Below are 14643 nucleotides of genomic sequence, written 5' to 3' on the forward strand. Positions count from 1 at the left end.
TTTTATGAAAGAAGCATATAGCCAACAACCAGGTAATCGAGATGAATTGTTTGTAGAATCCTATTTAAGAAATAAAACGATTGAAAAGCCGGGTGTTTACACAGCTATTATTCCTAAAACAAATCATGGTAGTTTTACAGATTTAGCAGCAGTTTCACCAATTATTAATGAATCTGGCGCAAAAGTGAATGCTATCTTTAAGCTGATTAATGAATTGTCACTAGGCTTTTTTAATAAAAATTTAAAAGGAATCAATGACAATAAATTAGAAGAAATTCAGAAGGAACATCCTGAAATAAACTTAACGTTGCACTAAAACATATTGGGAAGCCAGGGTTTTTGATAAGTTAACTTATCAAAAACCCTTTTTAATTTCTATCATAATTTTCGTTACATAATCCTCTTCACGATTTTTAATCACGGCATCATAAATATATTCCTCATATACGTACTGCCCTAATTCAAAACCTTTTTCCCTCATAACCTTAAATAATCGCTCGTAAGTTTCACCAAGTGTAGAAGATGTTCCTATATGATATCCGACAATAAAATCTCCTTCAATGGCTTCGAAATAAGGATGACCTTCTCGTGGATGTGGCTGCTCTATATACAAATAACTATAATTATCATAGTTTCCAGCTAATATTTGCTCTCTTCTTGTAATCCCTCCAATGGGATAACCTGTGTCTAATTGCGAGCGATCTAATTCATCTATAAAATCTGAAACAGCCTTCGTAAACTGTTCTTCCGTCGAATCCTCGATATTTTTACTTAAATACAACGTTGCCTCTGGCAGATGTTCAATTGTAATGCTATCAAAATCAAGGTGTAAGGCTTCTTTTGTTAAATCGATTTTGACATCAATAATGCTTTCAATCATCTCCAGCTCTCGACGTTTTTTCGCTACAATTTCCTTTTGCTGATACATCAAGTCTAAAAAATTTTCAGGTGATTTTTCGGCCATATATTTTTGAATATCCTTTAAAGACATGCCCACCGCCTTTAATAGCTCGATCACACTGAAAAATTCATATTGTGCAACAGAATAATAACGGTAGTCTTTACTATCTTTCATAATTGGTGATAATAAACCAATTTGGTCGTAGTAAATTAACGTTTGTTTATTAACCTTACAAATTTTAGCAAACTCACCAGTTGTAAAATATTTTACATTTTTATTAAACATTTTTAAAATCCCCTCCTTGACTATATAGTAACTATATACATTAGATTGTAGCTATTCACAATTAATTATGCCAGTGCATAATTGCGTCCGGAATCGGTTTGTGTGCACAAAGCACCCCCTTTCCGAATGCCTTGACATTCGCTGAAAGAAATTAAAAATAGAAAGGTTTTGACATTATGTTCACGGAAATTCGTGACATTACAGCTTTAAACAAAGAGGAAGTATTAACACTACGCATTGCTGATAATCAGCAAGATTTTATTGAAAGTACAGAACAATGCTTAGCAGAGGCAAAAGAAGATAAACGCTTTATCCCTGTAGGATTGTATAAGGAAGATCATGCAGTCGGCTTCGCTATGTATGGCATGTTTCCACAAAAGGACAATTCACAACGTGTTTGGTTAGATCGCTATTTCATTGATGAGCGCTACCAGCACAAAGGATTGGGAAAATACTTTTTACAGCAGCTTATTCAATATTTAGTAGCTAAATACAGCTGTCAAAATATATATTTAAGCGTTTATGACAACAATACAGTAGCTATTCAATTATATAAAAAGTTTGGCTTCGTCTTTAACGGTGAGCTAGATACTAAAGGTGAAAAGGTGATGGTAAAGGAGGTATATGCTCATGACTACCATTAATCCAATTGAAACAAGGCCGCTCAGGCCCTTGTTTTTATCATATTTATTCCCGGCTATGATTGGTATGTTGCTGATGTCAGTCAATATTTTAGTGGATGGTATTTTCGTTAGTCATGGAGTTGGACCAGCCGCTTTAGCAGGAGTAAATATCGCCGTACCAATTTTCTCGATTTTACTATCCATTTCCCTTTGGATTGGTATGGGTGGAGCAACACTATTTTCAATTTCCCTCGGTGAAGGCAATAAAAAACGAGCACATCAGCTCTTTACATTAGCATTTACAACAATGATCGTTGTCGTCATGACACTGATTCTAATCCTTTTATTAAATTTAAAGAAAATCTCCTATATATTTGGAGCAAGTGACGCCACCTTCCCTTATGTTCAAGAGTATCTACATGTTATTTTGATTTTCGGTGTATTCTATACAATTGAAAACTTACTAAGCATTTTTATTCGAAATGACGGCAATCCAAAGCTTGCGATGATGGGCTTAATCACTACATCTGTGTTAAACATTATTTTAAACTACATCTTTATTTTCGTATTCAATTACGGCGTGACTGGCTGTGCCCTAGCTACAGCACTCTCCACAATAATCGGTATGTCGGTGCTATGCCTACACTTCTTCCGAAAGCAATCCGAATTAAAATTTGTCCGTACATTTTTCAGCATATCTGATTTAAAGAAAATATTCGCTATTGGGCTACCAAGCTTTATCGTTGAAGCCTCCGTCGCTGTTATGGTTATTTTATACAATGTGACATTTTTACATTATTTAGGCTCAGATGGAGTTACTGCTTATGCAATGGTTAACTATATTCATACCGTACTGTTAACGGTATTCCTTGGCATCGGTATGGCCCTACAGCCACTAGTTAGTTATCACCACGGTGCGAGGTTAACTGAGAGATTAACAGCATTATTGAAAATAGGTATTGCCACTGCATTTATTATAGGTTTAACGACTGTCATTATTGCTATGTTATTCCCTTCGCAGCTAATTGCATTATTTGGTGATAGCACATTTGACATTCGCAATATGGCTACACAAGGCTTTGTACATTTTGCAATTGGGTATGCATTCCTTGGAGTGAACATGGTATTTGCGGAATTCTTCCAGTCAATTGAAAAAATACGTCTTGCAACAACCATCATGTTACTTCGCAGTATTCTATTATTTATCCCTGCTCTCGTACTATTGCCTAAATTCTTTGGCCCACAAGCTATTTGGTGGACGTTCCCTGTCGCAGAAGGTATTACCGCATTGCTAATTTTTATATTTATGAAGAAAAAAACGCATACCATCTTCTCAGAAGCAAGTTCCTTAAAATAAAGCAATATAAATGAAGTTAACCCCCTTTCAATACAATAATTGAGAGGGGGTTAGCTGTACTAATGGCTCTTTTTTAATTTCATATATTCATCACGTAGAATACTCATAATTATTTCATCAGAATACTTACCGTTCATATATAAGGATTGCCTTAAAGTTCCTTCCTTTTTGAAGCCTATCTTTTCGTACGATTTGATTCCCCGAATATTATGGGAGTAAACTTGTAACTCTAAGCGATTAAGCTGAAGCTCCTCGAACGTATATTTTTGAACAAGCTGAGCCGCTTCAGTCCCATATCCCTTGCCACAATCTTCTGTATTATGTAAAGCTATGCGAAATATTGCCTTTTTATTGTCTAAGTCTATTTCCATAATGGCTAAATCACCAATAACACGGCTATTTTCTACTAAGCAAATAGCAAAATCACGTCGTGTGGGATCTTCGCTAAATCGATGCAAAGCCTCTCTAATCTGATCCTTCGTTAAAATGTTACGTGTACCTGTCATATACATAATTTCTTCATCTTGAAAACACTCGTAAATACTATCTACATCTTTTTCAGTAATTGATCTTAAAAATACACCTTGCCCTGTAATCATAAATTAAACTCCTCCCTTTAACTATATTGAACAAAATTTCTACCGGGAAGAATATGCCTAGTTCGATTAAGAAACGTACTAGGCATACAAAAAGCACTAACATATCAGTTGCTAGTGCTTAAACATTTACTTTGTATATATAATTTTTTTAATCGTTTCTACAGCTAAATGATATTCCTTAGATAATTGTTCAATGGAAGCTCCATTCGTAAATGCTTCTTTTATAGACTTATTCCTATCCTCAATATATTTCTTTGAGCCTGAGCGAGCACCCCACTCTAAATAAGTGTTTTCTATTTTAGGAATATAAATCGTTTCACCTTGAACATATTTTTGGATTTCTACTAAAAGCTCTTTCGGTAAGATAGCTGAAGCCTTCTTATAAGCCATTTATGCCAACCCCTCATTTTTATTTTGAAATGAATAAAATAAGGCAGCAAAGCTAATTTTATAAGAAATACTTCAGGGCAAATATTGGAATTCACCCCATGCAAAGTATTGCCGTATCAAAATTAGGCTTTGCATGGGCTGCTTCCGTATCTAGCAACTTAACATAATTACTCACATCTATCCCCCCTAACTCGTGTCATAGTTCATCTTAGCATATGTATATATTTTCAATAAATAAAATAAAAAGGAATCAGACATACTGATTCCTTTTTGAACGAAACTTTATTCAATTTATTTGTCCACTTGTGTTTCCATTACCATTTGCCGATCATCCTCTGAGGACGTAACTCCGAGAATATCAAGAAGGAACATGAATAATGGAATACCAATAATTAATCCCCATACACCAAGGAAATGCTCTGAGAAGAGAATGACGATGAATGTATAGAAAATTGGAAGATTTGTCTTGGCAGACATCAGCTTTGGATTTAAGAAGTATGCCTCCATAGCATGTAGTACCATAACGATAACCAAAATATAAACAATGTACATTGGTCCACCGATACTATATGCAATTATAGTGAGAGGAATCAAGGACATGATGACCCCTGCAACTGGCACCAATCCTAGTATAAAGAGCATAATCCCCAGTGCAATTAAATGTGGGAAGCCCATAATGGATAAAGCAATAATAGATAAAACACAGTTGACAGCGGCAATAATGAACTGCGCCTCAATCACTTTACCAAAAGAACGAATGAAGATCTTTGAGAAATAATGTAATTCATCGTAAAGATGGCTCATTTTGCTATCTTTAAATTTCGCTGTAAAATCAATAATACGTTTCTTCTCAAGTAAAATAAACAAGCTCAAAATTAGTGCGATGAATATATGCAAAATGATTTTACCAATATTCGTAAGGTTTTTCAGCGTGAGGTCTACGCCCTGCTCTAAATATTTACCCAGTTCAATCTTCTCAAAAGTTGGAGCTAAATACCTTGCAATCTCATTATCATTTGGATCGAGACTAAAGCTAGCAATAAGATCAAAGAGCTGTGTAATTTGTTGGGTTACGACAGGCAAATACTTATAGATAATTGCCACAATACCTGCAAGAAGTAAAAGATAGAGGGTAACTGTTACAGCCTTCTCGTTCATTGGTGTGTATTTTCTAATCTTTTTTGTTGTCTTCGTGGTAAGTTGATTCATCAAGTAAGTAATAATGAACGTGAGAAGAATAAGATTGATCATACTTCGCATCAAATATAGTGCAATAGCGATCCCAACAAGAATTATAAAACGTTTAAATCCGTGGCTTCGAAAGAAATTACTCATGTATTCACTCCTTCTACAAAACGGCTTCGCTGCCTGGGTTTCGCTATCAAATGAACATAAGCAATTAATAAATTGATGTAAAACATTACGTATCATTCTTATGTAAATGCCCCCTTCTTTGGATTATTATTCCCATCATCACTTAGAATAAGACTTACATGCATGCTGCTTTATAAGTCTTATAAGAAATAAATAAATCCATGGAGCGAAAAGAATTATATGTCTTATCAAATTGTAAATTAATGACCATACTTTTGTATTTTATTGAAAGCTGTATCAGCGTTATAAGCCTAAATTCTATTATTCTATTATACCCCTTTGAACACCATCATAGCCAATGTAACTTCTTTTAAGAAGGTAATCAATTTTGCTTCGGCATAATTACGTTCATTCCTTTTAATCAACAACAGATTTTGGTATTGCTCCTTAGTTTCAGTATGATATTCTTATTAAAATTTTAAACTGAAAATAATAGAAAAGACGGAATTTGTGAAAATCCCAAAGAACCTCGAAGGACATTCATAACCAATTGCTCCTTATGAACGTCAAATTGAAGTAACGGGTCCATATAATATCTGGACTAATCGGATGGAGAAAGATGGGACTACACCTGAAGAGCCATTAGCTCAAATGAAGTTAGCATTAGAAATACCCGGAAGAATCTTGAACGTGCACAGAACTTCAAGATTTAACGAAGATAGTCTTTTTATTTGTTGGGGGAAATTAATACGGCACAAAGAAAGCAAATGATAAATGACTTTCTTGGTGATACCTTCTGCGAAATCAACGCCTGGGCATAACTTATACTATGTTGTAATTAACAAGAATGTGCATTAGTTATAAAAAACACCTCTTTAGAGCTAAAGAGGTGTTTTTATCATTTATAGATCTTCATTTTTAGAGCCTATTTTAGCGTGCTTGTATCCATAGACTATGTATATAACTAAACCTATCGCTAACCAAATCAAAAAGCGGACTATAGTAAATGGCGGAAGACTAAAAATTAATACAATACATCCTCCAACGCCTACAGTTGCTACAAGCCATAGCGCAGGTACTTTGAATACACGTGGTTGATCTGGTCGTGTATAGCGAAGAACAACGACACTAACTGTTGTTAAAGCAAAAGCAGTTAAACCGCCGATGTTAGCAAATTCCGCTAATTCCCCGATTGATAAAAATCCTGATAAGAGAATACCCGTTCCAACCACAATTAAAGTTGATAATACTGGTACTCCTGTTTTTTTATTTGTTTGTGCAATACGCTCTGGTAGAAGCCCATCACGGCTCATTGCAAACAACACGCGCGTCGCACTGGTTGTATTTGCAATCATCGTAGCAAGCAATCCAAAAATAACTGATACTGCGATGATAGCACCTCCCCACTGAATACCAACAGATTGTAGTGCATACACTGTAGGATTTGGAACATCCAATTCAGGGAATGGTACGATACCTGTTAATACTAGTGCAACAAATGCATAAATAAGTGTTAATACACTCAAGCCACCAATTAAAGCTTTTGGTATTGTTTTTTGTGGATTTTTTACTTCTTCCAGAACAGTTGTTACACCATCAAATCCAGTAAAGGCAAAGAACACTAATGCCGCTCCCGCCATTACTCCTGACCAGCCAAACGGTGTAAATGGTGTCCAGTTTATAGGGTTAATGTGAAAAGCACCGATAGCAAGGAATAAGACAATCGCACCGACTTTTGCCATTGTAAATAACATATTTGATCGGCCAACATTTTTAATCCCGCTCATTGCAATCCAAGCTACAATAAGCCAACCAGCCACAGCAGGTAGATTTACAACCCCACCATGGGCAATATCTTTTGTTAAAATCTCTGGCAAGTGAATTCCCACAGATCGTAAAAATGAATCGACGTAGCCACTCCAACCAACTGCGACTGTACTAGAAATAACGATAAATTCCAATAGTAAATCCCAACCGATGATCCAAGCAATCACTTCACCTAACGCAATATAAGAATAGGTGTAAGCACTCCCTGCGACGGGCGCCATCGCTGCGAATTCGACATAGGCTAATCCAACTGCAATTGTTACAAGACCCCCAATTAAGAAAGAAACAACGACACCTGGGCCTGCATGTAGAGCAGCAGTAGTTCCTGGCAGTACAAAAATCCCAGCTCCTATTGTAGCCCCGAGTACATACAGCAGTAACTGCAACGACCCTAGTTCACGCTTTAGTTTAAAACGTTCGACTTCAGTTATTTTATTGGCTTGCTCGATTGACTTTCTTCGTAAAAAATTCGCCATAATAACCACTCCATTTCCAATAAAAAGCTAATAAATATCATTTTTATGCATTTTTACTAATAATCAGTATATTAGCTATGTTTTCGAATCGAGTCAACAATTAGATTAGTATAGCAATTTATCTTTTTACTAGAAAACGAGTTAATGGTTTACTTACGTTACGTTGCTGAATGAAGTAGCTAAACTTCACAGTTGTGCAAGTCCAATTCCTCAATTAGTGCCATAATCAGCATTACTTGCCTGATAAGTCCTTTCTCTCGATCTCTCCTAATGCAATAGTTGTTATTGATTCCTGCAATTTATATCATTTTATGTCATTCAACCTTTTAAGGATTAATCTATTTCCCGTTTATCGTAAAATAAGAGAAATAAATTCTTTACTAGCATAATGACTTTTGTTTATTTATCATTGTTAGATATAAGTGATCCAATCAGGAGGTGTAATCATTTGGAAGAAAAAAAATATTCAATAGGTGAAACAGCTAAAATGATAGGATCCACGATAAAGACAGTCCGTTACTATGACGAAATTGGATTGCTGAAACCTACAAGTTATACTGAGGGTGGCCATCGATTGTACACAGCTGAAGATATATGGCGCCTTGAAATGATTACAAACCTGCGTTATCTGGATTTCGGAATTGATGAAATAAGCAAAATGATATCTGAAGAAATATCAGTTGATAAAACACTTGATTGGCAGATCGAATCGATGGAAACACAGGTTACTACGCTTATGGATATGATATCGATTCTTCGTCAAGCAAAGGAACATGACGGGGATTCATTGCAGTATATTCATAACTTAGTAAACGCACGAACAATAAATGCCGAACATAAAAAACAATTTATCGATAAAAAATTGAAGGAATGCCAATTATTAATTGGCATTCCTAAAGAGTGGAGAGATTCGTTTTTTCATTATTTTGATAAATATATTATTAATCAAGTGAAAGGCTCCGCCAAACAAACAGCTGCTTGGCATGAATTACAGGAGCTCATAAATGATCCTCAGTTTATAAAAGACTTGAAAAATACTGAATTTCTGTACTTTAATATTGTTCATCAGTCAAAATATAATGCTACAACATTGGTCAAAAAGCTTGAGAGCATCCATCATCGATTGAATAAAGCGTTGAAGCAAAATTTGCCTGCCAACAGCCCGATTGTACAGACCATTATCGACGACACCGCTAGGCTCTATGCGAACTCACAGCAATTGAACAATAAAGAAGATCACTTCCGCTACTTTGCAGAGTATATTCAAATAACCAAAACCAAACGACTCGAACGATGCGAAACGTTATGTGCTATCCTAAGCCCACAATACTTCCAACTCTCTAAAGCTAATCAATTACTATTTCAAGGAATAGAATGGCGGCTTAAACATATGGAAGAAACATAAAACGAATAATCGAGGGCTAATTACCCTCAACTATTCGTTTTGGTAGTCAACCTTTCAGTAACGTAAACTCTGGATGTTCGCCTATATTTTGCTCCAATAGTTTGAATGGCTGTTGCTTCAAATAATGATCGAAGAAATCCAATGAATAATCGTTAATTAATCGGTATGCCTTTTGGATGTCGACCCCTTCCATCCGTTCATAAAGCGGTGAAAACAGGTATAAATCGGAGAAGCCCATATGCTTCATATCTTTAATTTTCATCCAATAGTTCCCTCCCACAGTTACATACTCGTACCGTGGCAAAGTTTCCTTTACAAACTCGATGAGCTCCTTACCATCTTTTTCCTTCGCCTCTCTGATTGTGTCATCGGCACTCATCATCATAAACGGCTTCTTCAGCCCATCCACAGGAACTCGGAGTTTTCCATATAAAACACCGTCCATATTAAGAGCTGCTTTTATTCTTGAATCTGTCATTAGCATTTGGGTGCTTGTTGCTCCACCAAAGGAATGACCAAACATACCTACATTCTCCATATCCATTCGACCTGTAAAACGGTTTTCAGGATCATTCTGAGTCAGCTGCTCCACTTGATCCAGCACAAATTTAGCATCTTCTACCCAACCTTCATTTGCTTTATCTAAATATGCAATTGATTCAGTTTTTTGCGGCACGTAATTTGCTACACGACCATCAGAAAAGACTGAAGTCGTGCTACTGTAAGTATGATCCATACCTACCACGATATAGCCTTGACTGACTAATTGCTCAATTTGAAAAGTGTTCTGATTTTTATGTCCACTAAAACCATGAGAGAACAGGAGCACCGGATAGGTTGTTTCCTGATTAGAAATCTCAGCGTTCTCAATAGCATGTGTTTTGACATAACCAAAATTTGTGAATAAAAACTTCGGTAAATTCAGGATTTTACTATACCCCTCTGCAAAAACATCAGAATCGGAAATATAAGGAGCCGTATTACCTTTAGCAGTCGTATCAGCAGGATACCAGATTTGTACCATTAATTCGCGTTTGTCATCAGGCTCCGGTGTAAGAGTCTCTTTCCTTTGAGTATCCACCCAATCGTAAGTGACTGTTCCAATTTTGTACGGACCCACCGGCTTTTCAAAAGTAAATACCGGAAGCACCATAGGCAGACTAACAGCTACAGCAGAATAAAGTACAGCTAATGTTGAATTAAGAACAACACGTGATCGGCGCATATTTGATTGTTGTTCTATTTGATCTTTTGGGTCAAAAAAGTGCCTCATCACAACAACAACGATAAAAAATAATGTCATTAAATAGGTCGGTATCATTTGCCAACGCATACCTTCTATGATCCCATGGACAAGCAGAAATAGAATAGACATACCACCACCTATCAGCACCCCTTGCCGTGACTTGTTTCTACCAAAGACTAACCAACCTAGTAAAACAATATTAAAGATGATATAAAACAATTCAATAGATCTCATAATGAAAAACCTCCTTGTTTTTTTGATCTTGCTGATTCAAATCAAAGTGTATTACCTCCAGTAAGAGGAGAATCAACATTTAATACAAAAAAACACTGACATTTTTATATTATCCACTATTTTACAAATTAGAGGTCGTTTATTATTAAAATAAAAATTGAGAAGTTATAAAAAATTGCCTTTATAATATTAAAAAGAAATATATGAATATTTCACAGGCACAGGTTAAGTTATTTTAGAAGTTAGGAGAGGACAAAATGGATTCCTATGAAGTATCGACATTAAAAAAGGGCCTTTTGATTTTAGATGTATTACGTCAAAAGCATTCTCTTACATTAACTGAAATTATGGAAGAATTATCAATGAATAAGACATCCGCTTTTCGCATGCTTTATACGCTAGAAAAAATGAACTATGTTCTTAAATATAATAAGTATTATCAATTAAATCCGCATATTTTCAGGGATGAGCACTTATACTGGCACAAAGATATCCAATGGGCATCTCTTGTAGCGCCATACCAACTAGCCCGCCAAGAAGAAATAACTACTTATATTGGTATATTGGAAGATTGTGAGATGGTGATAAAAAATGTGATTAGGGAGCCTTTTGAACAGCCTGCTTTTCAGGTAATCGATACTCGAACACCTATGCATTCAAGCGCGCTAGGAAAAGTAGTATTAGCTCATCTGCCACCTAAAAAACAACGTGAACTATTAAATAGTATTGAACTGAATACCTTTACATCAAAAACCTTCTATGATTATGGTCTATTGATTCCTCATTTACAGGTCATTAAAGCGCAAGGGTATGCTGTTGATAATGAAGAAACGAATGAAGGTAAATGTTGTATTGCCGTTCCGATATATGTGAATGAAGAAGTCATCGGGGCCATTGCTTTGCACGGTTCAACGAATCAAATTAAGAAAACTGCCATTCGATCATTTGCAAAAAAGTTAGGCGAGGCAAGTCAGCAATTGACGGAAGAAATTCATTATCTTTTAGCATAATGTAAAGGCCTTTGTATATTTTATTGGCCCTTTATTTGCAATTAAAATGCACTTGTTTCTATATATGAAACTATAACGATGTATGTTGGTAAAACACCCCTTTTACTCTATTCTGATTACAGAACAACGAGGAGGTAGGAATATGAAATTTCATACATTAAAAAAAACTAATATCAAAATTTCCGAAATTGGTCTCGGGACAAATGCTGTAGGTGGACATAACTTATTTGAAAACTTAAATGAACAAGATGGGAAGGAGCTAGTCTCAGCTGCACTTGACTTAGGGATAACTTTTATTGATACAGCAGACATTTATGGAAAAGGGCGTTCAGAAGAACTTGTTGGCGAAGTATTAAAAAAATACTCCAGGGAAGACTTCGTTTTAGCAACAAAGGGCGGTAGACATTGGTTTGAGGATGGTTCAGTGAAAACAGATAATCATCCACAATATCTACGTGGTGCGTTCGAAAGTAGCTTGAAACGACTACAAATGGATTATGTAGATCTTTACTATCTACACTTCCCGGATAACGAAACTCCTCTTGCGGAGTCGATTGGTGAATTGTCACGCTTAAAAGAAGAAGGAAAGATCCGAGCAATAGGCATTTCAAACGTAACATTAGAACAGCTTATAGAGGCAAATGTGCATAATGATATTTCTGTCCTACAATCTCCTTACAATATGTTAAATCGTTCAGCAGAACAGGATTTATTGCCATACTGTATAAAAAATGAAATTTCATTTATTCCATACGGCCCGCTTGCATATGGCCTACTTGGTGGAAAGTATACAAAAGACTTTAAGCTAGGTACTGGAGACTGGCGTATTTCGGATCCTTTATTCCAAGGCGAATTATTTGAACAAACATTACTAAAAGTAGAGGCGTTAAATGGAATTGCAGCGGAAAAGCAAACGACATTACCAAATCTAGCGCTTGCTTGGTTATTAGCTCAAAATGGCGTTGATGCCGTTATCCCAGGTGGGAAACATAAAAAACAAGTGGCTAACAATGTGAAAGCAACTGATGTCTTATTAACAAACGAAGATTTAATGAATATAGAGAGAATTTTAATATAAGTTTAGAACAAAAAAATGCGAAAATGCTGTTATATCAACATTTTCGCATTTTATTTTTAATCAGGACGTTCTATTTCAAATATATCACCAATTTTTGCGTAATTTGCCCCAGCTAGTCTGCTAACTGCTTTTAGTTTTCTTGGATCAATTCGCCCTTCATTATATATGGTCTCATCTATATGATATTGTACGACTTCACCAATAAACAAATCACCTGTCTGTTCGTCACCATTCATTAAAGGAATCGCCTGTACTAAACGGCATTCCATTCGAACCTTTGCCTCTTGAATACCTGGTACAGATATCAGTTGGCTATCGATTAATGTAAATTGTGCTCGATCAATTTCACTTTCAGTAACAGGTAAGGACGCGGCTGTTTCATTCACCTGCTTAACATTATCCTCATCTACAATATGCACAACAAATTGTTGCTGATGATGGATATGGCGAGCGGTATCTTTTAAGCGCCCATTCGGTCTTTGAACGGCTATAGAAATCATCGGTGGATTGGAAGACACGATATTAAAAAAACTAAAAGGTGCACCATTGATAATCCCTTGCTCTGACTTCGTCGTAACAAAGGCAATAGGTCTCGGAATAATGTTACCTATCAATAACTTATAATTTTCACGCTCTGTATTTTTCTTAGGATCAATTGAAATCAAACGTCCCATCTCCTTTAATCAAGCGCACGCACTTTGATTGGAATTAATGCTCTTTCCAATTGTTCTCGATGCTGTTCGTATTGAGATGGCAACATTAATTGGCTACCCATTGTCTCAGGTGTTTCATCATGAGCGAATCCAGGTGGATCTGTCGCAATTTCAAATAAAATCTCACCAGGTTCACGGAAATAAATCGCATTAAAATAATTACGATCTTTCACTTCGGTTACATGTTGTCCATGATTCATTACATACTCTTGCCATTCTAGGTGATCCACATCATCCTGTGCTCTCCAGGCAATATGATGAACTGTTCCAACGCCCATTTGACCGCGCATACCAGGAACAACTTTTAAATCTACCGTATTGCCAATATCTGCGCTGGATTTGTAACGAGTATACTCGCCTTCTGTTGCTACTTTTTCAAGACCCATAACTTCAGTTAATACTTTTGCTGTCTCTTCTGGGTGACTTGAATACAGTGTGGCACCGCCAAATCCTTTAATTGCAACCTCAGGAGTTACTTCACCAAATGTCCATTCATTCAATTCGCCTTCTGCACGTGCAACTAATTCAATATGAAGTCCGTGTGGGTCATCAAATTGTAATACTTGTTCACCAAAGCGTTCAGCTTTTTGGAATGGAACAGTGAATTTTGCAAGACGATTAATCCAAAATGGTAGTGTTCCTTCTGGTACAACATAAGTAGTTACGCCAACTTGACCATCACCAATACGACCTTGGTAAGCATTTGCCCATGGAAAGAATGTAATAATTGTACCAGGTTTACCACCTTTGTTACCAAAGTAAAGATGATATGTGCCAGGGTCATCGAAGTTTACTGTTTGTTTTACTAAACGCAAGCCTAATATACCAGCATAAAAATCAATGTTTTCTTGTGGATGCCCTACAATAGCTGTGATATGGTGTATACCCGCAGTATGTTTTTTCATGTTAACAAGCCCTTTCATGACTAAATGTATTTTCTCACCTATACTTTACCCAATACCGTTCTACCTCAATCTATCAATTATGCCTCGGCATAATTGCGTCCGAAATCGGCTTTGTGCTCAGGCCTGCAGGATGCAGGTCAGTTACCCGTTATCGCATGGATGCGATGATTTTAGGCTAACATCCCCTAAGAACTCCTTTCCGATTCCGTGACATCCGCCGGAGGCTTTGGGCCAACAGATGTTTTTTGTGCGAAAGCGTAGTGCTAACGCAGCGGCAGCA

Annotated in this window: 14 protein-coding genes; 6 read left to right on the forward strand and 8 right to left on the reverse strand. The window is 36.3% G+C overall.

Going from position 1 to position 14643, the window contains the following annotated elements:
* The first annotated feature begins 4 nt into the window (after positions 1-4).
* Positions 5-316 (forward strand): carboxylic ester hydrolase, encoded by a 312-nt coding sequence (locus ACQKMI_RS17185; protein WP_427490906.1) that lies wholly within the window; start codon positions 5-7, stop codon positions 314-316.
* Positions 317-355: 39 nt separating this feature from the next.
* On the opposite strand, the gene ACQKMI_RS17190 is transcribed toward ACQKMI_RS17185, so the two are convergent.
* A complete protein-coding gene (locus tag ACQKMI_RS17190; protein ID WP_427490908.1) occupies positions 356-1186 on the reverse strand; it encodes a MerR family transcriptional regulator in 831 nt (276 codons plus the stop codon).
* Between the two features lie 176 nt (positions 1187-1362).
* On the opposite strand from ACQKMI_RS17190, the gene ACQKMI_RS17195 reads away from it, so the two are divergent.
* Together ACQKMI_RS17195 and ACQKMI_RS17200 are read left to right on the forward strand one after the other, a co-directional pair.
* Positions 1363-1830, forward strand: a complete 468-nt coding sequence (locus ACQKMI_RS17195; protein ID WP_427490910.1) for a GNAT family N-acetyltransferase — start codon at positions 1363-1365, stop codon at positions 1828-1830.
* Complete coding sequence (locus ACQKMI_RS17200) at positions 1817-3166, forward strand: MATE family efflux transporter (RefSeq protein ID WP_427490912.1); 1350 nt, start codon at positions 1817-1819, stop codon at positions 3164-3166. The genes ACQKMI_RS17195 and ACQKMI_RS17200 overlap by 14 nt, the downstream gene beginning before the upstream one ends.
* Positions 3167-3225: 59 nt before the next feature.
* Here the strand turns inward: ACQKMI_RS17200 and ACQKMI_RS17205 are convergent, their stop codons facing one another.
* The 4 genes from ACQKMI_RS17205 to ACQKMI_RS17220 form a co-directional block, all read right to left on the reverse strand.
* The gene (locus ACQKMI_RS17205; protein WP_427490914.1) at positions 3226-3765 is read right to left on the reverse strand and encodes a GNAT family N-acetyltransferase; all 540 of its coding nucleotides are present in this window, start codon (positions 3763-3765) and stop codon (positions 3226-3228) included.
* 126 nt (positions 3766-3891) lie between these two features.
* Positions 3892-4155, reverse strand: a complete 264-nt coding sequence (locus ACQKMI_RS17210) for a CD3324 family protein (RefSeq protein ID WP_323647946.1) — start codon at positions 4153-4155, stop codon at positions 3892-3894.
* Between the two features lie 291 nt (positions 4156-4446).
* Positions 4447-5490 (reverse strand): AI-2E family transporter, encoded by a 1044-nt coding sequence (locus ACQKMI_RS17215; RefSeq protein WP_427490916.1) that lies wholly within the window; start codon positions 5488-5490, stop codon positions 4447-4449.
* Between the two features lie 881 nt (positions 5491-6371).
* Complete coding sequence (locus ACQKMI_RS17220; protein ID WP_427490918.1) at positions 6372-7772, reverse strand: amino acid permease; 1401 nt, start codon at positions 7770-7772, stop codon at positions 6372-6374.
* 448 nt (positions 7773-8220) lie between these two features.
* Between ACQKMI_RS17220 and ACQKMI_RS17225 the strand changes: the two genes are divergently transcribed.
* Complete coding sequence (locus tag ACQKMI_RS17225; protein WP_427490920.1) at positions 8221-9177, forward strand: MerR family transcriptional regulator; 957 nt, start codon at positions 8221-8223, stop codon at positions 9175-9177.
* Positions 9178-9223: 46 nt separating this feature from the next.
* Here ACQKMI_RS17225 and ACQKMI_RS17230 read toward each other — a convergent pair whose 3' ends face one another.
* Positions 9224-10657, reverse strand: coding sequence for an alpha/beta hydrolase family protein (locus ACQKMI_RS17230; RefSeq protein WP_427490922.1), 1434 nt, complete (start codon positions 10655-10657; stop codon positions 9224-9226).
* 257 nt (positions 10658-10914) lie between these two features.
* On the opposite strand from ACQKMI_RS17230, the gene ACQKMI_RS17235 reads away from it, so the two are divergent.
* Together ACQKMI_RS17235 and ACQKMI_RS17240 are read left to right on the forward strand one after the other, a co-directional pair.
* Positions 10915-11667 carry an IclR family transcriptional regulator gene (locus ACQKMI_RS17235; protein WP_427490924.1) on the forward strand — a complete coding sequence of 251 codons (753 nt, stop codon included), beginning with the start codon at positions 10915-10917 and terminating at the stop codon, positions 11665-11667.
* 142 nt (positions 11668-11809) lie between these two features.
* Positions 11810-12745, forward strand: coding sequence for an aldo/keto reductase (locus tag ACQKMI_RS17240; RefSeq protein ID WP_427490926.1), 936 nt, complete (start codon positions 11810-11812; stop codon positions 12743-12745).
* 56 nt (positions 12746-12801) lie between these two features.
* Here the strand turns inward: ACQKMI_RS17240 and ACQKMI_RS17245 are convergent, their stop codons facing one another.
* Positions 12802-13410: a flavin reductase family protein gene (locus ACQKMI_RS17245; RefSeq protein ID WP_427490928.1), complete on the reverse strand. Its 609-nt coding sequence runs from the start codon at positions 13408-13410 to the stop codon at positions 12802-12804.
* Between the two features lie 14 nt (positions 13411-13424).
* The gene (locus ACQKMI_RS17250) at positions 13425-14363 is read right to left on the reverse strand and encodes a ring-cleaving dioxygenase (RefSeq protein WP_427490930.1); all 939 of its coding nucleotides are present in this window, start codon (positions 14361-14363) and stop codon (positions 13425-13427) included.
* Positions 14364-14643 lie beyond the last annotated feature (280 nt).

Origin of the sequence: Lysinibacillus sp. NPDC097214 (assembly GCF_050277945.1) — a bacterium.
GTDB classification, from domain to species: domain Bacteria; phylum Bacillota; class Bacilli; order Bacillales_A; family Planococcaceae; genus Lysinibacillus; species Lysinibacillus xylanilyticus_B.